Source organism: Pseudomonas sp. NPDC079086, from assembly GCF_044542155.1.
GTDB lineage: Bacteria > Pseudomonadota > Gammaproteobacteria > Pseudomonadales > Pseudomonadaceae > Aquipseudomonas.
In genome coordinates, this window is record NZ_JBITTY010000003.1 from 453,761 (window position 1) to 477,553 (window position 23,793).

Below are 23,793 nucleotides of genomic sequence, written 5' to 3' on the forward strand. Positions count from 1 at the left end.
TTACGGCAGGCTTACTTCTCGACGAAGGCGCGCTCGATCAGGTAATCGCCCGGCTCACGCATGCGCGGTGAGATTTTCAGGCCGAACTCGTTGAGCACTTCGCTGGTTTCATCAAGCATGCTCGGGCTACCGCAGATCATCGCGCGGTCGTCCTGTGGGTTGATCGGTGGCAGGCCGATGTCCTGGAACAGTTTGCCGCTGCGCATCAGGTCGGTCAGACGGCCCTGGTTTTCGAATGGTTCACGGGTCACCGTCGGGTAGTAGATCAGCTTGTCCTTCAGCGCCTCGCCGAAGAATTCATTCTTCGGCAGGTGCTCGGTGATGAATTCACGGTAGGCCACTTCGTTCACATAGCGCACGCCGTGAACCAGAATCACCTTCTCAAAGCGCTCATAGGTTTCCGGGTCCTGAATCACACTCATAAACGGCGCCAGGCCAGTGCCGGTGCTGAGCAGGTACAGGTGCTTGCCAGGATTGAGATCATCGAGTACCAGGGTGCCGGTGGGCTTCTTGCTGATGATCACCTCGTCACCTTCCTTGAGGTGCTGCAACTGCGAGGTCAGCGGGCCATCCGGCACCTTGATGCTGAAAAACTCCAAATGCTCTTCCCAGTTCGGACTGGCGATCGAATAGGCGCGCATCAGTGGACGGCCGGTTTCCTGCTGCAGGCCGATCATCACAAATTGGCCATTCTCGAAGCGCAGACCCGGATCACGGGTGCACTTGAAGCTGAACAGCGTGTCGTTCCAGTGATGAACGCTGAGAATGCGCTCGGAGTTAAGGTTGCTCATGTGCCGGGGGCTCCGAAGAATGGACTATCGCCTGCGCACCTGTGCGCAATTGCACGGCATTGTAATGAGCGGCAGAATATCTGTTAACTTGATTATCAAGATATAGGTTATCGGTTATATAGATATGCGTTTTACCCTCAGACAACTGCAAGTCTTCGTCGCCGTGGCCCAGCATGAAAGCGTGTCACGCGCCGCTGATTCCCTGGCCCTATCGCAATCGGCCACCAGTACCTCACTTAGCGAACTGGAGCGTCAATCCGACTGCCAGTTGTTCGACCGCGCCGGTAAACGCCTGTGCCTTAACGCCCTTGGCCTGCAGTTGTTGCCGCAAGCGGTGGCGCTGCTCGATCAGGCCAAGGAAATCGAACGCCTGCTGGGTGGCAAGAGTGGCTACGGCTCGCTGAATGTCGGCGCCACCCTGACCGTCGGCAACTACCTGGCCACCCTGCTGATAGGCAGCTTTATGCAGCGCCACCCGGAATGCCGGGTCAAGCTGCAAGTACATAACACCGCCTACGTGGTGCAGCAGATTGCCCACTACGAGCTGGATATGGGCATGATCGAAGGTGACTGCCAGCACCCGGATATTGAGGTGCAGCCTTGGGTTGAAGACGAACTGGTGGTGTTCTGCGCGCCTCAACATGCGCTAGCGCAGCGTGGTGAGGCGAGCCTGGAAGAGCTGACGCGCGAGGCGTGGATTCTGCGCGAGCAAGGCTCCGGCACACGCCTGACCTTCGACCAGGCCATGCGTCACCACCCCAGCAGCCTGAATATCCGCCTGGAGCTGGAGCACACCGAGGCGATCAAACGTGCGGTGGAGTCAGGCCTGGGAATTGGCTGCATTTCCCGCCTGGCGCTGCGCGATGCGTTTCGCCGCGGCAGCCTGGTGGCGGTGGAAACCCCCGAACTGGATCTACGCCGGCAGTTTTACTTTATCTGGCACAAACAGAAGTACCAGACCGCCGCCATGCGTGAATTTATCGAACTGTGCCGCGCCCTGACTGCGGGCGTAACGCGCAGCGATCAGATTGTCCTGCCGACCATAGCCTGAGAACGGCAGAGTCAACCGAGCAGGATAATTGCCCACACCAGAGCAATCAGACTAAGGGCGGTGAACTGGGCTGCGCTGCCCATATCCTTGGCATTCTTCGACAGCGGGTGCAGCTCCAGCGAGATGCGGTCGATGGCTGCCTCCACTGCCGAGTTGAGCAACTCGACGATCAGCGCCAACAGACACACCGCGACCATCAAGGCGCGCTCGACGCGGCTGACATCCAGGTAGAAGGCCAAAGGCACCAGCACCAGGTTGATCAGCAGTAATTGGCGAAAGGCGGCTTCACCGGTAAAGGCGGCGCGCAGGCCGGCCAACGAATAACCGGTGGCATTGAGAATACGTTTAAAACCGGTCTGGCCTTTGAATGGCGACATCATCACAACCACATGCGAGAAAGCCCGGCAGGCTACGCCAAGCCCGGGATAAAAGCACTTCAGTTAGACGGAATCGATTCCAGTTGCTGCAACAGCAGCGCCGCCTGCGTGCGAGTACGCACTCCGAGTTTGCGGAAAATCGCCGTGACATGGGCCTTTACAGTTGCCTCCGACACGCTCAGCTCATAAGCAATCTGCTTATTCAGCAAACCGTCGCAGACCATGGTCAGCACGCGAAACTGCTGCGGCGTCAAGCTGGCCAGGCCAGCGCTGGCAGCCTTGGCTTCAGCCGACAGGGCAATCGCCTCCTGAGTCTGCTGCGGCCACCAGACCTCGCCATCAAGCACCAGGCGTACCGCCTGCTGGATGGTTTCCAGCGGGCTGGATTTAGGGATAAAGCCACTGGCACCGAACTCCCGCGAACGCGCGACGATGGACGGCTCTTCCTGAGCGGAGATCATCACTACCGGAATATGCGGGTACTGCCCACGCAGCAGCACCAGACCAGAGAAGCCATAGGCGCCGGGCATATTGAGGTCGAGCAGAACCAGATCCCAATCAGTCTTCTGCGCCAGGCAGGTTTCCAGCTCGGCAATGCTGGCCGCTTCGACCAGCCGTACATCCGGCCCTAATCCCAGGGTCAACGCCTGTTGCAAGGCACTGCGAAACAGGGGGTGATCATCAGCAATAAGGATTTCAAAAACGGCCATGGTGAATCCTGTTTTTGTTATGTGGATACCCGCCAGGGGTACTGTCCAGGGCACGGTGAACAGTGCGCGCAGGCCGCGGGGTTGCCGCGCAACCAAGCCTGAAAACGCAGAAAAGCGACCAAGCATGCCCAGCACTGACGGGGTGGTCAAGCACGACGCTTTGCGGCACAGTTCGCAGCTTTGCCGACGAGAGCCTGAAATGCGAAGCCACGCCCTGCGCGCCGACCTGTTAATGCTGCTGACTGCAATGATCTGGGGCTCGGCGTTTGTCGCCCAGCGCCTGGGCATGGACTCCATCGGCCCGTTTCTCTACACCGGCCTACGCTTTGGCCTGGCGGCGCTGATTCTGCTGCCAGTGCTGCGCTTGCTGGAAGGTCGCAGCAGCAGCAGCGCGACAGTCGCACCACTGAACCGCCAGTTGCTGCGTGGCGGTGTGCTGATGGGCCTTGCACTGGCTCTGGGGATCAACCTGCAGCAGGTTGGCCTGTTATTTACCAGCGTAACCAATTCCGGTTTTATCACCGGGCTGTATGTGATCATCGTGCCGTTGCTAGGCCTGTTTATCGGCCACAAGACCGGCCTGGGCATCTGGCTGGGTGCCAGCCTGGCGGTGGTCGGCATGTTCCTGCTCAGCGTGGGCGAGGGCTTTACCGTGGCCTCCGGCGATTGGCTGCAACTGGCTGGGGCTTTCGTCTGGGGTGTGCATGTGCTGCTGGTGGGTTTCTTTGCCGGCCGCCATGATCCGCTGCGTCTGGCCCTGGTGCAATTCATCACCTGCGCGGTGATCAGCCTGGTGCTGGCGGTGATCTTCGAGGAAATCCAGCTGCAATCGATCATCGCCGCCGGACCGGCGATTCTTTACGGCGGCATCTTCGGTGTAGCTATCGGCTTTACCTTGCAGGTGGTGGCGCAGAAAGACGCCATCGCCTCCCACGCCGCTATCATCCTCTCGCTTGAGGCGGTATTTGCCGCCATCGCCGGAGCCTGGCTGCTCGGTGAATCACTGGAGCTGCGCGGCTACTTCGGCTGTGCGCTGATGTTTGCCGGCATGCTGTTGGCGCAGTTGTGGCCAAAGAAACTGGCCGAAAAGCAGGTCGTTTAAAACCCTAGGCGATTCCGCCGAGACAAGGCGCTACGAAGTAACAGCCGAAGGCTGGTCAAACAGCCAAGGACGCGAATGTAAATGAGCATCCGAGCCGCCGCGTCCCGGCCTGCTTTCAGCGCCGTATCGGTAACGCAGGTGGTTTTTCAACGACCGGCTAAAGAAACTCGCGCAGACGGTCATGCAGCGGATCATCCAGCGGCACCGCGCGCGGCGCCTTGGCAGCCAGGTAGTGCTGACTGAAAACATCCAGATAGGCATTCAAGCCATCGGCCGCGCGCTGGTCGCCGGCCAGCTCCAGACAAAGAGCAGCGACTTCGGCGGTGCAGAAATGATCGTCGCGTTTCGAGCGACGCAGCTTGTAGCGTGACAGCTGCTCGGCTTGCAGGCTGAGCACCGGCAGGCTGTCGAGGTAGGGGCTTTTGCGAAACATCTTGCGCGCTTCGTTCCAGGTGGCATCCAGCAGCACAAACAACGGCCGTTTACCCGCTGCTGGCTGTACCTCACTGACCACACGCTCGGCGGCAACATATTCGCCTGGAAACACCAGATAAGGCTGCCACTGCGGATCGCGCAGCAGCGCTGGCAACTCGGCATCCACAGCAACCCGTGACCAACCAAATGCTGAGGTATCGGCCAGCACATCGGCAATCAACCAGCCGGTGTTGCTCGGCTTGAGCGCCTCGACATCGTGCATCAGCAGGCACACCGCAGACGTTGCGGCAATACGCGGGCGCCAGGCACACAGGCAGTGAGTTATGACCAGACGGCAATCATCACAACGCACCGAGCGACTGCCACGGGCAAGAAAAGGTTTGGCACTGCGGGCAATCCGCGCAGCCCGCAAACGCGCGACAGCGTGGCTCATCAGGCGGGCACCTGACAGATAAGACGAAGCAGCATGGGGCATCCAGGGGTCAACAGGCGCGGCAGTCTATCAAAGCCCGCAGCGGCTTATTCAACCGTGCGTCTTGCGCCACCTGCCGTGAGAACTGCGTATGTGCCGGCAGGCGAGTAAGATAGCCAGCACTGAACCTCTGCTCGGCGTTGCCGGTCAGAAGGTCCAAATCGACTTTGGAGAACCCCATGCTGCGTTTGACCAGCCTGACCCTGGCCTTGAGCCTGCCCCTGTTTGCCCATGCTGCGACCCTGAAAGACTTTGAACTGAGCAAGACCTTGGAGAAAGTCGCGCGCGAAAGCAGCGTGGGCACACCACGGGCGATCAACGAAGACATTCTCGATCAGGGCTACACCGTTGACGGCAGTGAGCTGGTCAACCACCTAAGCGTACGCAGCGAGCATGCAGCGCAGATGCGCGGCAACCCGGACGTGGTCCGCGCACAACTGGCCAACAGCGTGTGCCGCAATGCCGGTTATCGCCAGTTGCTCGCACGCGGCGCCGCGCTGCGTTATGAATTCAGCGAATACAAGAGCAACCGCCCGGTGACCACCGAGCGGTTCAGCAAAGCGGATTGCGGCCTATAAGCCTCAACGACCACCCTGCTGCGCGCGCTGCTCATCATCGGCGCGCAGATCCGCCAACAAGGCGTGCATATAACGCGAACGCCGCGCCGCACCGTCAAGCCGCTGCAAACACTCTTCTTCCAGGCTTATCTGGTTATTGCGCGCGGCCTGCTGCAGCAGGCGGTACAAATCCACATCAAGATCCAAGGTCAACTTAGGCATACCTGCCCCTCCTTTTCCCGCACCCACTGGCCTGCGCTAACGCAGACAGTGTGGTTCTCCCCGCCCTTGCACAGCTGCTTGCTCCTCGGCACTGAGCAAATCGCCAAGCGGCTTTTCCAGCAACGCGGCAGCGGCCTCCAGCACATGCGCCCAGCTCGCCTGATTGGCGAACAACATGCCGGCTTCATCCAGGGTGCCACCTCGATTACGGTAGCCCAGCACCCGGCTGTGACGAGCGTCACCCAGCAGCGGCCACAGATGCCCACGGGCGACTTCCGGACGCGTATGGGTCAGCAGCACGCGCCGTACGCTGGCAGCCGGGAATAACCGTTCAACCCGCTCGGCATCGACAATCACCGCCTGTTCCCAGGTATCGCGGGCCGCACGAAAACGCCCCGGCTCTTGCAAGTAAACCAGACGCCAGGCACATCCGGCCGCGCTCAGACGAACGGCCGCGCGCTGCATTTCTGCCAACTGATAACTGCCGGTGGCGATCAGCAGCAAAGGCTGCTCACCCACATGTTCGGCCAGCACAACGGCGCCATCCTGCGCCAGCTGCTCGGCCTGTTCGCGGGTGAATACGCAAGGCCGCTCACGCTTGGCAATTACCATGCAGGCGATCTGACCGCGCGCCTGGTAGATGCCTGGCAGCAGCGCCAATACCGAGTTGTGATCGGCTGGAAACACCACCCGCACCATGTCGCTCATCTCACCGAGCAATGCCTCACAGAAGGTGGTGTCCTGGTGCGATTGCTGATTCTTGCCGTTTTCCCAGGTGTGCGATGTAGCCACCAGCGGCCAGCCGAGCCAGCCTGCCGGGCGCCCGGACTCTTTCTGCTGACGGGCAAAGATGACCCGCTGGCGCACTGCGCCGAGCATCTTCACGCAGAAGGCCTCGTAGCTCGCCACCAAATTCAGGCCACCCTGGTTGGCCAGGCAGGCGGAGACCACGGCCTCCTCGTTGAGCGCAGTGATAATGGCGCCATCCAGCGCTTCCAGCTCGCTCTCCGGCGCGGTCACCCGATGCTTGAGTGCCTTGAGCACACCGCCCAAGCGATTGCTGGCCAGCTCATCGGGGTTACCGACACGCGGACGCAACTGCGGATTAGCCTGCACCAGATCGACAAAAAAGCGATCCAGGGCCAGCATCGGCGAACAGGCGCTTTCCTGATACTGCAATGCGGGCAATTGCGGCAGCGCTGGGTGACGCAGCGCCTGCGGGTTATCGCGTTCCAGCGCGCGGGAACCTCGATCCGCAAACAGCGTGCAGGCTGCGCGCAACTCATCCGGGGCGACCCAAAGCTGCGCCGCATAATGATTGAACAGCTCACGGGCGCCGCTATCGGTATGCGGATTGGCCGGCAATGGCAGGTTATGCGCCGCATTGCTGCCAGCGCCATAGAAGCCGAAACCCTTGAGCGTTTCAGCAATGCCGTAGGGCATCGGTAGCGGATAGTTCAACACGCCATCGTGCAGTTCCTGCACACGCCGGCCCAGGCGCTGCTCCATATCCCACAATGCGCAGACAAAGGCCGCCGGGTCGCGGCCATCAAAACTCACCGGATCAAAACCGCAATGACGCAGGTGCTCGCGAAAATTCTCCAGCCCGGCGGGCGTCGCCAGTTCGGTACGCTGCTCGATGCGCCGGCCGTTGGCGATCATCAATGGCAACGCCACGCCACAGTCCTCGGCACGCCACCAGCGCGGCATCCAGTCACTGCCGCGCTGCTCCTCGGCCGCGCCATCGGAGAGAAACGCCACCAGCTTCTCGCCGGGTAACGGTAGATGGGCATATTGCAGCTCGGCAAAGCCCAGGTATCCGCCCTCGGCAATCCCACCCGCGGTGTGCGGGTTGACGTGGCTGCCCAGCGGCGCGCTGACCTGGCCGGCGGCGTTCTGCACATAGCTATAGAAGTCCGCCACCAGCTGGCTCATCCCCGCCTCGTCACAGGGGTAACGCTCGGCCTGCTCCGGATGCTGATTGGCTGTCAGCATATTGAGCGCCTCGATGGCCGCCACGCAGTGGCCCTGGCCCATCAGCCAGCCACGGGTTTCGCCGGTCAGGTTATTCAACGCCAGATAACCGGCGTAGGCCGGCACCATATTCAGCGCGCCGCCGGTATGCCCTTCGGGCGACGCCTTGAAGTCCTCTGCAGCCAACGCCACACCATCGAGGCGCACGCGCTGGGCATAGGTCATATGTACCACCAGCCACAGCCCGGCAGCTGTCAGCCGATCCAGCGCATAAAAGTGACGGTAGACACTCGGCAGATCCGCCTGCACACCCGCCTGCACCAGTTGATGGGCCATACGGTAGACCGCTGCACAGGTCTGCGGACTATGCTGCAAAGGACCATAACCACGCTGCCAGGCGGCAAAGGTTGGCTCATGGCGGGCATGCTCGGCCAACTCGCTGGCGCTGGGAAATAACTGGGTCATATGCGGCTCCGATAGTTTTAGTCAGCTTAGAGCGCGAGATACAGGCAGATGCTGACCTGTATCAAAACCCCCGGTTACCTGATGGGACAGCCTTAAGCGCCACCCATTCAACGTGTTCAAGGATTAGCCATGGCCCTGCTCAACTTCCTCGGCGCAATTCAACAAGTCACCGGTTCCTGTTACTTGATCGAAAGCCGTGACGGCGCACGGGTGTTACTCGACTGCGGTATGCGCCAGGGCCGTCGCGAAGAGGAAGACGGCAACCGCGCACCGTTTGCCTTTGACCCACGCAGCCTGGATGCCGTGGTGATTTCCCACGCGCACATCGACCACACGGGCCTGCTACCGAAACTCACGGCCTCCGGCTATCGCGGGCCAATATTTGCCACCGATGCAACCTGTGAACTGATGGAGTTGATGCTGCTCGACGCCGCGTTTCTCCAGGAGAAAGACGCCGAGTGGGAAAACAAATGGCGCGCGCGGACGGGCAAGACGCCAATCATCCCGCTATATACCACCGCCGACGCTGAACAGGCGCTGAGCCAACGCCGGCCGATGATTTATGGCGAAAGTCGCGAAGTGGCCAAGGGCGTGCAGGTCACCTTTCACGATGCCGGACATATCCTCGGCTCGGCGATTGTCGAAATCGAAGTGCAGGACCATCACCTGACCCGCCGCCTGGTGTTCTCCGGCGACCTGGGCAATACCTGCTCGCCGCTCATGCATGATCCGGCCATCCTCAAGCGAGCCGATGTGGTGCTACTCGAGTCCACCTATGGCGACCGCGATCACCGCTGCAGTGAGGACACCCTGGACGAACTGGTGGAGATTCTGCAGCAGGCCCATCGCGACGGCGGCAACGTGCTGATCCCCTCATTTGCCGTGGGCCGCACCCAGGACCTGATCTACTACCTGGGACGCTTCTATCAGGAAGGCCGCCTGCCGCAACAGGCGGTGTTTCTCGACAGCCCTATGGCGATACGCGCCAATGCCATCTATTCGCGTTTCCAGGACCAGTTTGCCGCCGAAGATCGCGCGGCGTTGGCGGCCAAAAAGGTCAAGCGTATCGAAGACTGGCTACCGATCCTACGCTGCACGCCGAGCCCGGAAGAGTCTATGGCGATAAACCGGATACAGAGCGGCGCAATCATCATCGCCGGTAGCGGTATGTGTACCGGCGGGCGCATCGTTCACCACTTCAAACACAACCTCTGGCGCGAGAATTGCCACCTGATCTTTCCCGGATTCCAGGCCAAGGGCACCCTGGGGCGCAATATCGTCGACGGCGCCGAGAATGTGAAAATCCTCCACCAGCGCATCGCGGTAAAAGCCAAGGTACACACCCTCGGCGGCTTCTCCGCGCACGCCGGGCAATCGCAGCTGCTCGACTGGGTCAGCCACTTCGAGCACCACCCCGAGCTGTACCTGGTGCATGGCGAGCTGGAGAAGATGCAGGCCCTGCAACTGGCCTTGCGCGAGCGTCTGAACTGGATCGCCAACATCCCTGAACCAGGCGAGCAAATCGCCCTCTGATGCAGTCCTGGCATGGGCTGTCGGTTGTCACGCATGGGCATGCGTCACACAAACCGGCAGCCAACAGCCATACTCAGGACAAGGCCGACACGGCACTAAGCTGCTCGGCCGGCAACCAGAAGGAGAAGTTGTATGCCCTATGAATCGGACGATTTTCTGTCCCGGCATTTTCAGACCAGTGGCGTCGACCTGACCACCCGAGTGGAAGAACTGGGCATCCTCGCCGCACCGCCCGACAGCCCCAACACCAAGCTCTACCAGGCCATGCTCGGCACGGTTGTGCGCATGGCGCAGGCCGACCGCAACCGCTGGGACGCCAAGATCATGCTGCAGACTATGCGCGAAATGGAACATGCCTTCAGCACGCTGGAACAGTTCAAACGACGGCGAAAAGTGACCGTATTCGGCTCGGCGCGAACCCCGGCTAACCACCCGGTTTACAGTCTGGCCCGTGACCTGGGCGCGACCCTAGCCAAACACAATCTGATGGTCATTACCGGAGCCGGTGGCGGCATCATGGCGGCCGCCCACGAAGGTGCCGGCCTGGAAAACAGCCTGGGTTTCAACATCACCCTGCCCTTTGAGCAAGGCGCCAATGCCACCGTGCAAGGCAGCAACAACCTGCTCTCATTCCACTTCTTCTTTTTGCGCAAACTATTCTTCGTCAAGGAAGCCGACGGCCTCGTGCTCTGCCCGGGTGGTTTCGGCACCCTAGACGAAGCGCTGGAAGTGCTGACCCTGATCCAGACCGGGAAAAGCCCACTGGTACCGGTGGTGCTACTCGACCAGCCTGGCGGCACCTTCTGGACCAGCGCCCTGACATTTCTGCAGGAGCAGCTGCAGGACAACGGCTATATCTTGCCCAGCGATATGCGCCTGATGCGCCTGGTGCACAGCGCCGAAGAGGCAGCTGAGGAAATCGCCCAGTTTTACCGCAACTACCACTCCAGCCGCTGGCTCAAGGAGAGCTACGTGGTTCGTCTCAACCATGCGCTGAACGAGGTGGCCATGCGGCAGTTGAACGATGAGTTCCGCGACCTGTGCACTCACGGCGACTTCCAGCAGCAAGTACGCTGCGACTCCGAGCAGGACGAGCCAGAGCTATGCCATATGATGCGCCTGGCCTTCGCCTTTAACGGCCGCAACCACGGCCGTTTGCGCGAATTGCTCGACCTGATCAATCAGCCACACAACTGGGCGGAAAACGCCTGATCTATCGCCCGGCCGATAGCCTGCGTGCAGGCTATCGGTAATCGCGGCTCAGCCGGCTAACAGGAAAGATCAGCCACACGGACTTCAGTCCAGAAAGCATTTGCCTCCAGTACTGCAGCAGCATCGACTTGTGGAAGTAGCGAATGGGGAAAACGGAGGACTGATAGAGACGAACCGAGCAACAATCAGCTGCGACCTAATCGTCCAATGCACCGCGTAGCAACCGCCCAATCAGCTCAGGCGGATAACCCCGATAACTGAGAAAGCGCCCCTGCTGAGCACGCTCACGGGTATCACGGGGTAGCTCACCGGCAAACTTGCGTTGCCAGGTATCCTGCAGATGTTCACGCCAGTCGATACCGCTGTCGCGCAAAGCCTGTTCGACATCGCCGCGAGCCAGGCCACGCTGGATCAGCTCTTCACGAATACGCAACGGCCCATAGCCGGAACGCGCGCGGTAGCTAACAAAGGCTTCCAGATAACGCGCCTCAGACAGCAAGCCTTCGTCTGCCAAACGATCGAGAGCGGCTTCGATCAACTCATCCGCCGCCCCACGACTGCGCAACTTACGGGTCAACTCGACCCGGCCATGTTCGCGCCGCGCCAGCAGATCCATGGCCGCCCGCCGCACTGCGACGGGATTATCCAGAGCAACGGACATAAGCAGACAAATCAGGCGTCGGCGTCAGCCAGATCATCGGCCGTGGAGTTGGCCTTGACCGCCGGGCTGACCACCAGCAACTTCTCGCGGATCAACCCTTCAACGGTGCGTGCCACTTCCGGGTTGTCTTCCAGGTACTTAGCAGAGTTGGCTTTGCCCTGACCGATCTTGCTGCCCTGATAGCTGTACCAGGCACCGGATTTCTCCAGTAGACCGAGCTGTACGCCAAGGTCAATGATTTCGCCGTTACGGTAGATGCCCTTGCCGTAAAGAATCTGGAATTCAGCCTGACGGAACGGCGGCGCCACCTTGTTTTTCACTACCTTAACGCGGGTTTCGCTGCCGACCACTTCATCGCCTTCCTTCACCGCGCCGGTACGGCGGATGTCCAAGCGAACCGAAGCATAGAATTTCAGTGCGTTGCCACCGGTAGTGGTTTCCGGGCTGCCGAACATCACGCCGATCTTCATACGGATCTGGTTGATGAAAATCACCAGGCAGTTGGCATTTTTGATGTTGCCGGTGATCTTACGCAGCGCCTGGCTCATCAGGCGGGCCTGCAGACCTACGTGCATATCGCCCATTTCACCTTCGATTTCCGCCTTCGGCACCAGGGCCGCTACGGAGTCGATCACGATCACGTCGATGGCGTTGGAGCGCACCAGCATGTCGGTGATTTCCAGGGCCTGCTCGCCGGTATCCGGCTGCGACACCAGCAGGTCGTCAACGTTTACACCGAGCTTGCCGGCGTACTCTGGATCGAGCGCATGCTCAGCATCGACGAAAGCGCAGGTGGCGCCGAGCTTTTGTGCTTCAGCGATCACCGACAGGGTCAGGGTGGTTTTACCGGAAGACTCAGGGCCGTAGATTTCAACGATACGGCCTTTTGGCAGACCGCCAATGCCCAGCGCGATGTCCAGCCCCAGCGAGCCGGTGGAGATGGCCGGGATCGCCTGACGATCATGATCGCCCATGCGCATCACCGCGCCCTTGCCGAATTGCTTTTCAATCTGGCCCAGGGCTGCCGCCAAGGCGCGCTTCTTATTCTCGTCCATTTAAGTCCTCACGTAATCAAGAAGGGCCAGCTAGCGGCCACCAACAACTGTATAAGTAGACAGTATTATTCCACAGGGCAAGTCGCCCGCCTACCCCGCGTTTGGATTTTCTTGCGCAAGCAGGCGCAACAGCCCAGCCAGTGCGGCCTCGACCGTTTGTCGGCGAACTTCGCTGCGATCCCCGGCAAACTGCCGGCGCACACTAAATAGCTGCGCACCATCACCCCAAGCCAACCAAACCGTACCTACCGGCTTCTCCTGCGAACCACCATCCGGCCCGGCAACACCGCTGACTGCCACCGCAAAACGCGCGCAACTATTGGCCTGCGCCCCCCGCACCATGGCCTCGACCACTTCCTGACTAACCGCGCCAACAGTGGCGAACAGCGCCTCAGGCACGCTCAGCTGCTTAGTCTTTTGCCTGTTGGAGTAAGTGACATAACCGGCTTCAAACCAGGCCGAGCTGCCAGGAACCCGGGTAATCGCCTCGGCAATGCCGCCACCGGTGCAGGATTCGGCGGTCGTCACCTGGGCCTTGGCGGCAATCAGTTGCGCGCCCAGTTCGGCAGCCAATTGGGTCAGGGAATATTCATTAGCAGTCATCTGCACTCCGGGGTTAAAGCCAGCCAGGCCGATACCGTACACTAGGCGCTTTTGCGATTCAGCCGGACAGTTAAAACGATGAGCCAAAGCGACCTCAGTTCTCACACGCCGATGATGCAGCAGTACTGGAAGCTGAAAAATCAGCACCCGGAACAGCTGATGTTTTACCGCATGGGCGACTTCTACGAGATTTTCTACGAGGACGCGAAAAAGGCCGCCAAACTGCTGGATATCACCCTGACCGCACGCGGCCAGTCCGCCGGTCAGGCGATTCCTATGTGCGGGATTCCCTACCACTCGCTGGAGGGTTACCTGGCCAAGCTGGTCAAGCTCGGCGAGTCGGTGGTGATCTGCGAGCAGGTCGGCGACCCAGCCACCAGCAAAGGCCCGGTGGAACGCCAGGTGGTGCGCATCATCACCCCGGGCACCGTCAGCGACGAGGCGCTGCTCGATGAACGCCGTGACAACCTACTGGCGGCGGTGCTGGGTGACGAGCGCCTGTTCGGCCTGGCCGTGCTGGATATCACCAGCGGCCGCTTCAGCGTGCTGGAGATCAAGGGCTGGGAGAACTTGCTGGCCGAACTGGAACGATTGAATCCAGTTGAACTGCTGATTCCTGATGACTGGCCACAAGGCCTGCCAGCCGAGAAGCGTCGTGGTGCAAAACGTCGCGCGCCTTGGGACTTCGAACGCGACACTGCACACAAAAGTCTGTGTCAGCAATTCGCTACCCAGGATCTGAAAGGCTTCGGCTGCGAGAACCTGACTTTGGCCATCGGCGCGGCTGGCTGTTTGCTCGCTTACGCCAAAGAAACCCAACGCACAGCCCTGCCGCACCTGCGCAGCCTGCGTCACGAACGCCTGGACGACACGGTAATTCTCGACGGCGCCAGCCGCCGCAATCTGGAGTTGGATATCAACCTCGCCGGCGGCCGCGAGAACACCCTGCAGTCAGTGGTTGACCGTTGTCAGACCGCTATGGGTAGCCGTTTGCTCAGCCGCTGGCTGAACCGCCCATTGCGTGACCAGGCCATTCTGGAAGCGCGCCAGGAATCGATTGCCTGCCTGCTGGAACGCTACCGGTTCGAAACCTTGCAGCCGCAGCTCAAGGAAATCGGCGACCTGGAACGTATCCTCGCCCGCATCGGTCTGCGTAATGCTCGCCCGCGGGACCTGGCGCGCCTGCGCGACGCCCTGGCCGCATTGCCCACGCTGCAGATGGTCATGACCAATCTGGAAGCGCCCCACCTAGCTGATCTTGCGGGCGTAGTCAGCACCTACCCGGAGCTAGCCGAACTACTGGCTTTGGCGATTATCGACAACCCGCCGGCGGTGATCCGCGATGGCGGCGTGCTGAAAACCGGCTACGACGCCGAGCTGGACGAGCTGCAATCGCTCAGCGAAAACGCCGGCCAGTACCTGATGGACCTGGAGACCCGCGAGAAGGCCCGCACCGGCCTGGCCAACCTCAAGGTCGGCTACAACCGCGTGCACGGCTACTTTATCGAGCTGCCAAGCAAGCAGGCCGAATCGGCCCCGGCCGACTACATCCGCCGGCAGACCCTGAAAGGCGCTGAGCGCTTTATCACTCCCGAGCTGAAAGAGTTCGAAGACAAAGCGCTATCGGCCAAGAGCCGCGCTCTGGCCCGGGAGAAGATGCTTTATGAAGAGCTACTGGAGCGCCTGATCGGCCACCTCGGCCCACTGCAGGACAGCGCTGCGGCCCTGTCCGAGCTGGATGTACTGAGCAATCTGGCTGAGCGCGCGCTGAATCTGGATCTGAATCGCCCACGCTTTGTTGACGAGCCTTGCATGCGCATCGACCAGGGGCGTCACCCGGTGGTCGAGCAGGTACTGACCACACCGTTTGTGGCCAACGACCTGAGCCTGGACGATGACACGCGCATGCTGATCATCACCGGGCCGAACATGGGTGGTAAGTCCACTTACATGCGCCAGACCGCACTGATTGTGCTGCTCGCGCATATCGGCAGTTTCGTGCCTGCAAAAAGCTGTGAGTTGTCTCTGGTTGATCGCATCTTCACCCGTATCGGCTCCAGCGACGACCTGGCTGGTGGCCGCTCGACCTTTATGGTGGAGATGAGCGAGACCGCCAATATTCTGCATAACGCAACAGAACGCAGCCTGGTGCTGATGGATGAAGTAGGCCGCGGTACCAGCACCTTTGACGGCCTGTCACTGGCCTGGGCGGCTGCCGAGCAACTGGCCAAGCTGCGCGCCTACACCCTGTTCGCTACCCACTATTTCGAGCTGACCGTGCTACCGGAAAGCCAGCCAATCGTAGCCAACGTGCACCTCAACGCCACCGAGCATAATGAGCGCATCGTGTTCCTCCACCACGTGCTGCCTGGCCCTGCCAGCCAGAGCTACGGCCTGGCTGTGGCACAACTGGCGGGTGTGCCGAACGAGGTGATCCTGCGCGCCCGCGAGCACCTGGCACGGCTGGAAACCACCAGTCTGCCCCACGAACTGCCACCGACGCAGCTTGGTCAGACCGCAGCACCGATGCAGAGCGACATGTTCGCCAGCCTGCCGCACCCACTGCAGGAGGAATTACGCAAGATCAACCCGGATGATCTGACTCCGCGTAAAGCGCTGGAACTGTTATATACATGGAAGACACGCTTCTAACGTTATTGCGCGCAAACTGTTAGAATCGCGCGCATTTTTATGACTGCCCGACTTAAAGCCTGAGCCGTGGCCATTACCTAGCCTGCTGAAACCCACATAGAATGGGGCAGGCTGGCGCCCGAGGAGAGAATCAGACATGACCTTCGTCGTTACCGACAACTGCGTCAAATGCAAATACACCGACTGCGTAGAAGTTTGCCCGGTGGACTGCTTCTACGAAGGCCCGAACTTCCTGGTGATCCACCCGGACGAGTGCATCGATTGCGCACTCTGCGAGCCTGAGTGCCCTGCACAAGCCATCTTCTCCGAAGATGAGGTGCCGGAAGATCAGCAGGAATACATCGAACTTAACGCTGATCTGGCCGAAGTCTGGCCAAATATCACCGAGAAGAAAGAGTCCCTGCCTGACGCAGAAGAGTGGGATGGCGTGAAGGACAAGCTGCAGTATCTGGAGCGCTAGTACCTAGCTTCACAGACTGCACAAAAACCCGCCTTGCGCGGGTTTTTCCTTTTCTGCGAGCCATAACTCTCTGGAACAAGACCTACAGAGCGCCCGATCAATAACAGGTACATAAAACGCGGACAAAAAAAGGGGCGACTCGCGTCGCCCACTCTTTTGTCCCTAGTCCCTGTATTTCCCAGCTCATCATCCTGATGAATCGCGTCTTGCGATGTCCTGACTGTCTTCCTGACAACCTGTGCTTGTCCCTGAGCACAGGTGTAATACTAGCGATTTCCTCCCTCCTAACAAGCGCTGAGAACTCCACCCACGTGGTGTTTAGCCATATCCGAAAAAATAAAATTACCTTTAAAAACAATAAGTTGAAATAGTTAAGAGCACTTCTCCGGTTGCCTTTTCCACCAATGGCTTACGCACCCTGTAAGCAATCACTTACATGAGCACTCACAAAAACCGCCAGGCGTAAGTTCTGATGAACAAAATGCTTACTAGAGAGTGGCTGCCATGAAACTCAGGTACAAAAAACCCGGCCAAGGCCGGGTTGAGTGTTAATGCATCAAGCTCACTGAAACAGTGAGTCGCTCGACAAACCATTCTTTTCCAGAATTTCCCGCAGACGCTTAAGGGCTTCGACCTGAATCTGTCGAACGCGCTCACGGGTCAGGCCGATTTCCTGGCCAACCTCTTCCAGGGTGCAGCTTTCATGGCCGCGCAGACCGAAGCGGCGAATCACCACCTCACGCTGCTTGTCGGTCAGCTCAGATAACCACTGATCGATGCTCTGCGACAGGTCATCATCCTGCAGCAACTCGCAGGGGTCCGTCGGACGATCATCGGTCAGGGTATCAAGCAGGGTTTTGTCCGAGTCCTGACCCAGTGAGACGTCAACCGAGGAAACACGCTCATTCAGGCCGAGCATGCGTTTGACTTCGCCCACCGGTTTTTCCAGCAGGTTGGCAATTTCTTCTGCAGAAGGCTCATGGTCGAGCTTCTGGGTCAATTCGCGAGCTGCACGCAGGTAGACGTTGAGCTCTTTAACCACATGAATCGGTAAGCGAATTGTACGGGTCTGATTCATGATCGCCCGTTCGATGGTCTGGCGGATCCACCAGGTGGCATAGGTCGAAAAACGGAAACCGCGCTCGGGATCGAATTTCTCTACCGCACGGATCAAACCGAGGTTGCCCTCTTCAATCAGATCCAGCAGAGACAAACCACGATTGACGTAACGGCGAGCGATCTTCACCACCAGGCGCAAGTTACTTTCAATCATGCGCTTGCGGCCGGCAGGGTCGCCCTTCTGCGCCAGGCGCGCAAAGAACACTTCTTCTTCAGGGGTCAGTAGAGGGGAAAAGCCGATTTCGTTGAGGTACAGCTGAGTGGCGTCGAGCGCGCGGGTGTAATCGATATATTTATGCTGCTTGCTGCTAGCGGTGGAAGCTTTTGCTTTGCTGCGGGAAAGTGGCGGTTGCGCTTCTTCGTCTGAATCATCGTCAAGGACGATAGCAGGCTCCATCAGGAGCACTTCATCATCGACGTCAAACTCCGGCGCTTCTTTTTTATTGAGAGCCATTTTTGTTATTCCTTGCTGAGTTCAACAGCAAGCCCTAGCGCGACCAAGTCCCTGGTACACCAAAGCCTGTCCCTCCCACGTGATGGAGACAGGCTAGCGCTAGATCAACGTCGCGGCAGGTATTGCAGTGGATCGACAGGTTTACCTTGGCGGCGCACTTCAAAGTGAAGTTTCACCCGGTCGGTTCCTGTGGAACCCATTTCGGCAATTTTCTGCCCGGCTTTGACCTGTTGCCCCTCCTGCACCAACAACCTGCGGTTGTGACCGTAGGCGCTTACGTAGGTATCGCTATGTTTGATGATCACTAATTCGCCGTAGCCCCGTAAACCACTCCCGGCGTAGACCACTGAACCATCAGACGCAGCTAAAACAGGCTGGCCCAATTCCCCGGCGATATCAATGCCTTTATTCAAACTGCCGTTTGAGGAAAAACGCCCAATAACCGCCCCATTGGAAGGCCATAACCAACCCGATGCAGAGCGCTGGGTTGGCGGTAGCGAGGTGACGCTTGGGGTGGTTTTCACTGGCGCTGGCGGCTGGGTTTGCACTGGCCGAGTCTGAATGGGTGTAGTCGGCCGACCGGGCGACGTGACAACTACAGGAGCCTTCGCTACCACAGGCGGGCGACTGGCAGGCTGTCCATCAAAGCGAATGATCTGGCCAACGCGGATCAGATAAGGCGGCGCAATGCCGTTACGCGCGGCAAGCGCCTTCCAATCCCAGCCGAAGCGAAAAGCAATCGAGTACAGCGTATCGCCACGTTGCACCTGGTACTGGCCACTGCGGACCGGCTGTCGTTGCGGCGCCTGACTGGCCCCACCGCCATGGCTGCGATCAACCACTTTTACCCCACCCGGCGGCGGGCTCGCGCAGGCACTAAGCAAGGCACCGAGGACAAGGCCACTCAACAGGGTACGAGCACTGCTGGCGCGAATCGGCAATTGAATGGCTGTGAAACTCACCTGCATCTCCCTCGGGTAAAACTGCTTACATCTTGCTGGCATGCATTGTGCCGCAATTATGGGCGATCACCAGCGCTTTGCGGGTTACGTCCAGCCAGCCATTCGAGGCCCAGTACCAACAAGATACCGGCGAGTGCCAAGGCAATTGCCAGCAACAGCTGTGGGTCCTGGCCGCTGATTTCGGCGAACTGCGCGGGCCAGAGATTGGCTTGCAGCAGCGGCACCTGCTCACCATGGCTATCAGTGCGCCAGGTCAGAGTTTCCTTCCAAGGCCAGATCTTATTCAGCGAGCCAACCATCAGCCCGGTCAGAAACGCCAGGGTCAGGTCACGCCAGCGCGCCAGCAGCCAACGCAGAATCCCAGCGAAACTGACAAGACCAACCAGGCAACCGCTGGCAAAAATCAGTAATACAGTGATATCCAGCCCCTTCACCGCCGTCAGCACAAAGCTGTACAAGCCCAGCAGAACCAGAATAAAACTGCCGGAAACACCTGGCAGAATCATTGCGCAGATAGCGATGGCACCTGCAAAGAACAGGCTCAGGGGGTCATGCCCCAACTGCAGCGGCGAGGCCACGGTAATCCAGTAGGCGAATGCCGCCCCCAACCCCAGACTGACAATCCGCGTCCAGTTCCAGTGTTTGATCTCGCGCACGACCAAGTGAGTGGAAACCAGGATCAAGCCAAAGAAAAATGACCACACGGGGATCGGCTGCTCGACCAGCAGGTAGGTAATCAACCGCGCAAGGCTGAGCACGCTGGTCATGACGCCCAGCAGCAACACCAATAAAAAGGTCGCATTGGCGGCCTTCCAAGCCTCGACAATCCGCCCCCGCAGCAACAGCCCAAGGGCCACCGGCACACTGGCAATCGAGCGCAGCAACTCGTCATAGATACCGCTAATAAATGCCACAGTGCCACCCGACACGCCGGGCACGACGTCGGCAGCGCCCATGGCAATGCCTTTGGCGTAGAGCAGGAAATACTTCTTCATGGGTTCATCCGTAAACAATCGAAATCAGGCCAGGGGCCCGTTGAGCAAGGGCACAAAACGCACTGCATCCAGCACATGCCGAGAGAAACCGTCGTCCTCACGGACGATCAGTAGCAACTCCTGCACATCCCCAGCGCCGACCGGAATCACCAGGCGCCCGCCCGGAGCCAGCTGGTCGAGCAAGGCCTGTGGCACATTGGCCGCCGCCGCAGTAACGATGATGCCGTTATATGGGCCCAGGGCATTCCAGCCTTCCCAACCGTCACCCCAGCGAAACACCACATTGCGCAGATTGAGCTGAACCAGGCGTTCCTTGGCTTTTTCCTGCAGGTTCTGGATCCGCTCAACACTGAATACGCGCTCGACCAGCTGCGCCAAAATCGCGGTCTGGTAACCCGAGCCCGTACCGATTTCCAGCACCTTGTCCAAGGGTCCAGCGGCTAATAGCAGCTCGCTCATGCGCGCCACCATATAAGGCTGCGAGATGGTCTGGTTGTTGCCAATCGGCAGCGCGGTGTCTTCGTAAGCACGGTGGGCCAGCGCCTCATCGACAAACAGATGACGCGGCGTACGGCGGATGGCTTCCAGCACATGAGCGTTGGACAGGCCTTCCTCGTACAGCCGCTGAATCAGCCGCTCGCGGGTACGCTGCGAGGTCATGCCAATACCGCGATGCTGCAACTCATCCTGTTCACGGCGGATCACAGCAGCCCCTCCAACCAGGGTTGCAGGCTATTGAAACCGTCGGCAAAGGTGCGATCCAGCTGCAGCGGGGTGACCGAGACATAGCCCTGCATCACCGCATGGAAATCCGTACCGGGGCCACCGTCTTCCGCATCACCGGCCACCGAGATCCAGTAGCCCTCTTTACCGCGCGGGTTGACCACCTTGACCGGCGCAGCAGCGCGGGCGCGATGACCCAGGCGGGTCAGCTGAATGCCGCGGATATGCTCCAGCGGCAGATTGGGAATATTTACGTTAAGTACGGTGCGCGGCGGCAGGTCAAGCTGCTCGTGGGCTTCCACCAGCTTGCGGGCGAAATAGGCGGCAGTCGGCAGGTTGTCCGGCAAACGCGAGAGCAGGGAAAAGGCAAACGCCGGCCGGGCAAGAAAGCGCCCCTCAAGGGCCGCGGCCACGGTGCCGGAATACAGCACGTCGTCGCCCAGATTGGCGCCCAAATTAATGCCTGAGACCACCAGGTCAGCTACCTGCGGCAACAGACCATTGAGGCCCAGATGCACACAATCGGTCGGCGTGCCATTGAGGCTGATATAGCCATTGGGCAACGTGGTCGGGTGCAAGGGCCGGTCGAGGGTCAGCGAGCTGCTCGCGCCGCTCTTGTCCTGATCGGGGGCAATTACCGTGCACTCGGCATAATCAGCCAGCGCCGCATGCAGCGCAGCAAGGCCTGGCGCAGCAACGCCGTCATCGTTGGAAATCAGAATACGCATGGGTTGTCCGTCTGCCCTGCAGGCAACAGATCGACGAGCTCACGCACCAAGACGGTGGCGAAGCATCCAGCCGGCAGGACGAATTCCAGTTGCAGAATGTCAGACTCTGGATAATGCCACGACAGGCCGCCAATGGGGAGGCGCAGGATACGCCGTTCGTGTGTCATGTCCGCTTCTGCCAACCAGTCGACCAGAACGCTTTCGCGTGCGGCCAGATCCTGCTCCAGCGCCTGCGCCACGCCTCCAGCGGTAGAGACACCTGCCCCCCACAACGGCCCCGTAGGATGCAGATCGAGAATCGCCAGGCGCGGATCACTGCACTCGGCCTCGCCAGCAGCAAAGAAGCTACGGCTATCGGTAAAGGCCAGCAGATCGCCGAGCAGCGCTTGATTCCAAGTGCCGGCGGCGACCCGCTCGGCCAACACCTGATTGAACAGATAGCTGCGCGCCGCCGAGAGTACTCGCGAGCGCACATTGCGCTTCTCCGGCAGGCTCTTGTTCGTCGCAAAATGCCGGGCATGGGCGACATTGCCGCCCTCGAAGCCGAAGCGCTGCAAGCCGTAATAGTTGGGAATGCCCTGAGCGGCGATCTGCGTCAGGCGTTGATCCAACGCGTCGCGATCCGCAGCCAGCTGGGTCAAGCGCAGGGTAAAGCCATTGGCCGCATGGGCACCGCGCTGCAACTTACGGGTATGACGCACCTGCTTAAGGATTTTCAGGCTGGCATCTTCGGCGGCGCTCAGGTCGGGATCGAGCTTGCCCGGTAGGTGCAGACTGAACCACTGCCGGGTCAGGGCCTGACGATCCTTGAGCCCCGCATAGCTGATCAGCCTTAGCGGCACGCCGGCGGCGCGGGCAATACGTTTGGCGGCTTCTTCAGTATTCAGCTCGCGCTTTTCCACCCATAACCAAAGGTGCTCACCCTCGCCCGCCAGGGGAATATCCAGCACCTCATCGACCTGAAAGTCCTCCGCCACGGCCTTGAGTACCGCCGTACCGCAAGGCTCGCCATAGGCGCGTGGGCCCAGCAATTCGAGTTCGTTCATCGAGCGACCAACAGCGCGACGGCATGCACGGCAATGCCTTCTTCACGCCCGGTAAAGCCGAGTTTCTCGGTGGTGGTGGCTTTGACGTTGACCTGATCCAGGCTCACCAGCAGGTCTTCGGCAATCCGCGCGCGCATGGTCTCGATATGCGGGGCCATTTTCGGCGCCTGAGCGACGATGGTGGCGTCGACATTGCCGACCTGCCAGCCTTTACCGTGAATCAGGCCGAGCACATGGCGCAGCAACACACGGCTGTCCGCGCCCTTGAAGGTCGGATCGGTATCGGGAAAGTGTTTGCCGATATCGCCCAGCGCGGCCGCGCCGAGCAAGGCATCGCTCAAGGCATGCAGCAGCACGTCGCCATCGGAATGGGCCAGCAGGCCGAATTTATGGGGAATCTGCACGCCGCCCAGGGTGATGAAGTCGCCCTCACCGAAACGGTGCACATCGTAGCCGTGGCCAATACGCATAAAAAACAACGCCCTGAAAAAGTCAGGGCGTGATTCTAACTGAAAGCTGCCTATAGGAGCCGGCTAGCTGGCGAGCCGAACGTCGTCCGCCAGCGCAGGTTCAGCTCAGCAGCGACTTGGCATGATGACGCAGGTGGTCATCGATAAAGCTGGCGATAAAGTAGTAGCTGTGGTCGTAGCCCGGCTGCAGGCGCAGAGTCAGCGGATGGCCAGCGGCCTGCGCCGCAGCCTTGAGGGCATCCGGCTTAAGCTGGTTTTCCAGGAAATCATCACGATCGCCCTGATCCACCAGAATCGGCAGTTTCTCCGTCGCCTCGGCAAGCAAGGCGCAGGCATCCCATTCGCGCCAGCGCGAGCGCTCGTCGCCCAGGTAGCGCGAAAACGCCTTTTCGCCCCAGGGACAGTTGCTCGGATTGCTGATCGGCGCAAAGGCCGACAGCGACTGATAGCGCCCCGGGTTGCGCAACGCACAGACCAACGCACCATGCCCGCCCATGGAGTGGCCGCTGATGCCGCGCTTGTCGGATACCGGGAAATTCGCCTCGATCAGCGCCGGCAGTTCCTGCACCACATAGTCGTACATGCGGTAATGCCGCGCCCAGGGTTCCTGGGTGGCGTTCAGGTAAAAGCCCGCCCCGAGGCCGAAGTCCCAAGCTTTGTCCGGATCATCCGGTACATCGGCGCCGCGCGGGCTGGTATCCGGCGCGACGATGATCATCCCCAGCTCGGCCGCCAACTTATGTGCGCCGGCCTTCTGCATAAAGTTCTCATCGGTGCAGGTCAGTCCACTCAGCCAATACAGCACCGGCAGTTTGCCGCCCTGCTCGGCCTGTGGAGGCAGGTACACGGCAAACACCATATCGCAGCCCAGCACCGCCGAGCGATGGCGGTAGCGTTTATGCCAGCCACCGGCACTCTTCTGGCAGGAAATATTTTCCAAGGTCATGAGGCCTCCAGTGGGCGG

Annotated in this window: 24 protein-coding genes; 7 read left to right on the forward strand and 17 right to left on the reverse strand. The window is 59.9% G+C overall.

Annotation, left to right across the window (positions count from 1 at the left end; all coding sequences use genetic code 11):
* Window positions 1-11: 11 nt before the first annotated feature.
* Window positions 12-791: a ferredoxin-NADP reductase gene (gene fpr, locus ACIGEK_RS16845; RefSeq protein ID WP_397494432.1), complete on the reverse strand. Its 780-nt coding sequence runs from the start codon at window positions 789-791 to the stop codon at window positions 12-14.
* Between the two features lie 124 nt (window positions 792-915).
* On the opposite strand from fpr, the gene ACIGEK_RS16850 reads away from it, so the two are divergent.
* Window positions 916-1,842, forward strand: a complete 927-nt coding sequence (locus ACIGEK_RS16850; protein WP_275961221.1) for a LysR family transcriptional regulator — start codon at window positions 916-918, stop codon at window positions 1,840-1,842.
* An 11-nt stretch (window positions 1,843-1,853) separates the two neighbouring features.
* Here ACIGEK_RS16850 and ACIGEK_RS16855 read toward each other — a convergent pair whose 3' ends face one another.
* Both ACIGEK_RS16855 and erdR read right to left on the reverse strand, forming a co-directional pair.
* Complete coding sequence (locus tag ACIGEK_RS16855; protein ID WP_397494433.1) at window positions 1,854-2,225, reverse strand: diacylglycerol kinase; 372 nt, start codon at window positions 2,223-2,225, stop codon at window positions 1,854-1,856.
* Between the two features lie 53 nt (window positions 2,226-2,278).
* The gene (gene erdR / locus ACIGEK_RS16860) at window positions 2,279-2,929 is read right to left on the reverse strand and encodes a response regulator transcription factor ErdR (protein WP_397494434.1); all 651 of its coding nucleotides are present in this window, start codon (window positions 2,927-2,929) and stop codon (window positions 2,279-2,281) included.
* A gap of 199 nt (window positions 2,930-3,128) precedes the next feature.
* Between erdR and ACIGEK_RS16865 the strand changes: the two genes are divergently transcribed.
* Window positions 3,129-4,031: a DMT family transporter gene (locus ACIGEK_RS16865; protein WP_397494435.1), complete on the forward strand. Its 903-nt coding sequence runs from the start codon at window positions 3,129-3,131 to the stop codon at window positions 4,029-4,031.
* 157 nt (window positions 4,032-4,188) lie between these two features.
* On the opposite strand, the gene ACIGEK_RS16870 is transcribed toward ACIGEK_RS16865, so the two are convergent.
* Window positions 4,189-4,899, reverse strand: a complete 711-nt coding sequence (locus ACIGEK_RS16870) for a tRNA-uridine aminocarboxypropyltransferase (protein WP_397494436.1) — start codon at window positions 4,897-4,899, stop codon at window positions 4,189-4,191.
* A 218-nt stretch (window positions 4,900-5,117) separates the two neighbouring features.
* On the opposite strand from ACIGEK_RS16870, the gene ACIGEK_RS16875 reads away from it, so the two are divergent.
* Window positions 5,118-5,516, forward strand: coding sequence for a quorum-sensing-regulated virulence factor family protein (locus ACIGEK_RS16875; protein WP_269380511.1), 399 nt, complete (start codon window positions 5,118-5,120; stop codon window positions 5,514-5,516).
* Window positions 5,517-5,519: 3 nt separating this feature from the next.
* Here ACIGEK_RS16875 and ACIGEK_RS16880 read toward each other — a convergent pair whose 3' ends face one another.
* Both ACIGEK_RS16880 and ACIGEK_RS16885 read right to left on the reverse strand, forming a co-directional pair.
* The gene (locus tag ACIGEK_RS16880; RefSeq protein ID WP_397494437.1) at window positions 5,520-5,717 is read right to left on the reverse strand and encodes a hypothetical protein; all 198 of its coding nucleotides are present in this window, start codon (window positions 5,715-5,717) and stop codon (window positions 5,520-5,522) included.
* 36 nt (window positions 5,718-5,753) lie between these two features.
* Window positions 5,754-8,156: a xylulose 5-phosphate 3-epimerase gene (locus ACIGEK_RS16885; protein WP_397494438.1), complete on the reverse strand. Its 2,403-nt coding sequence runs from the start codon at window positions 8,154-8,156 to the stop codon at window positions 5,754-5,756.
* Between the two features lie 129 nt (window positions 8,157-8,285).
* Between ACIGEK_RS16885 and ACIGEK_RS16890 the strand changes: the two genes are divergently transcribed.
* Both ACIGEK_RS16890 and ACIGEK_RS16895 read left to right on the forward strand, forming a co-directional pair.
* Window positions 8,286-9,689, forward strand: coding sequence for an MBL fold metallo-hydrolase RNA specificity domain-containing protein (locus ACIGEK_RS16890; protein ID WP_397494439.1), 1,404 nt, complete (start codon window positions 8,286-8,288; stop codon window positions 9,687-9,689).
* Between the two features lie 132 nt (window positions 9,690-9,821).
* The gene (locus ACIGEK_RS16895; protein WP_397494440.1) at window positions 9,822-10,901 is read left to right on the forward strand and encodes an LOG family protein; all 1,080 of its coding nucleotides are present in this window, start codon (window positions 9,822-9,824) and stop codon (window positions 10,899-10,901) included.
* A gap of 196 nt (window positions 10,902-11,097) precedes the next feature.
* On the opposite strand, the gene recX is transcribed toward ACIGEK_RS16895, so the two are convergent.
* The 3 genes from recX to ACIGEK_RS16910 form a co-directional block, all read right to left on the reverse strand.
* Window positions 11,098-11,562, reverse strand: coding sequence for a recombination regulator RecX (gene recX, locus ACIGEK_RS16900; protein ID WP_397494441.1), 465 nt, complete (start codon window positions 11,560-11,562; stop codon window positions 11,098-11,100).
* 11 nt (window positions 11,563-11,573) lie between these two features.
* Window positions 11,574-12,617 (reverse strand): recombinase RecA, encoded by a 1,044-nt coding sequence (gene recA, locus ACIGEK_RS16905; protein ID WP_397494442.1) that lies wholly within the window; start codon window positions 12,615-12,617, stop codon window positions 11,574-11,576.
* A 90-nt stretch (window positions 12,618-12,707) separates the two neighbouring features.
* The gene (locus tag ACIGEK_RS16910; RefSeq protein WP_397494443.1) at window positions 12,708-13,220 is read right to left on the reverse strand and encodes a CinA family protein; all 513 of its coding nucleotides are present in this window, start codon (window positions 13,218-13,220) and stop codon (window positions 12,708-12,710) included.
* 78 nt (window positions 13,221-13,298) lie between these two features.
* Here ACIGEK_RS16910 and mutS point away from each other — a divergent pair, with 78 nt between their 5' ends.
* Both mutS and fdxA read left to right on the forward strand, forming a co-directional pair.
* The gene (gene mutS / locus ACIGEK_RS16915; protein WP_397494444.1) at window positions 13,299-15,872 is read left to right on the forward strand and encodes a DNA mismatch repair protein MutS; all 2,574 of its coding nucleotides are present in this window, start codon (window positions 13,299-13,301) and stop codon (window positions 15,870-15,872) included.
* Between the two features lie 136 nt (window positions 15,873-16,008).
* On the forward strand, window positions 16,009-16,332 hold the full coding sequence (gene fdxA, locus ACIGEK_RS16920) for a ferredoxin FdxA (RefSeq protein ID WP_090248347.1): 324 nt from the start codon (window positions 16,009-16,011) through the stop codon (window positions 16,330-16,332).
* A gap of 562 nt (window positions 16,333-16,894) precedes the next feature.
* Here the strand turns inward: fdxA and rpoS are convergent.
* From rpoS to fghA, 8 genes are all read right to left on the reverse strand, one after another.
* The gene (gene rpoS / locus ACIGEK_RS16925; protein ID WP_090248349.1) at window positions 16,895-17,905 is read right to left on the reverse strand and encodes an RNA polymerase sigma factor RpoS; all 1,011 of its coding nucleotides are present in this window, start codon (window positions 17,903-17,905) and stop codon (window positions 16,895-16,897) included.
* A gap of 104 nt (window positions 17,906-18,009) precedes the next feature.
* Entirely contained in the window at window positions 18,010-18,867 is an 858-nt protein-coding gene (locus ACIGEK_RS16930) for a peptidoglycan DD-metalloendopeptidase family protein (RefSeq protein ID WP_397494445.1), read from the reverse strand.
* 56 nt (window positions 18,868-18,923) lie between these two features.
* Window positions 18,924-19,862 (reverse strand): DUF368 domain-containing protein, encoded by a 939-nt coding sequence (locus ACIGEK_RS16935; protein WP_397494446.1) that lies wholly within the window; start codon window positions 19,860-19,862, stop codon window positions 18,924-18,926.
* Between the two features lie 24 nt (window positions 19,863-19,886).
* Window positions 19,887-20,522, reverse strand: coding sequence for a protein-L-isoaspartate(D-aspartate) O-methyltransferase (locus tag ACIGEK_RS16940; RefSeq protein WP_397494638.1), 636 nt, complete (start codon window positions 20,520-20,522; stop codon window positions 19,887-19,889).
* Window positions 20,523-20,563: 41 nt separating this feature from the next.
* Window positions 20,564-21,313 carry a 5'/3'-nucleotidase SurE gene (gene surE, locus ACIGEK_RS16945; RefSeq protein ID WP_090383334.1) on the reverse strand — a complete coding sequence of 250 codons (750 nt, stop codon included), beginning with the start codon at window positions 21,311-21,313 and terminating at the stop codon, window positions 20,564-20,566.
* Complete coding sequence (gene truD, locus ACIGEK_RS16950) at window positions 21,301-22,359, reverse strand: tRNA pseudouridine(13) synthase TruD (RefSeq protein ID WP_397494447.1); 1,059 nt, start codon at window positions 22,357-22,359, stop codon at window positions 21,301-21,303. Before truD ends, surE begins: the two co-directional genes overlap by 13 nt.
* Window positions 22,356-22,829, reverse strand: a complete 474-nt coding sequence (gene ispF / locus ACIGEK_RS16955; RefSeq protein WP_397494448.1) for a 2-C-methyl-D-erythritol 2,4-cyclodiphosphate synthase — start codon at window positions 22,827-22,829, stop codon at window positions 22,356-22,358. The genes truD and ispF overlap by 4 nt, the downstream gene beginning before the upstream one ends.
* A gap of 100 nt (window positions 22,830-22,929) precedes the next feature.
* Entirely contained in the window at window positions 22,930-23,775 is an 846-nt protein-coding gene (gene fghA / locus ACIGEK_RS16960; RefSeq protein ID WP_397494449.1) for an S-formylglutathione hydrolase, read from the reverse strand.
* Between the last annotated feature and the right edge of the window lie 18 nt (window positions 23,776-23,793).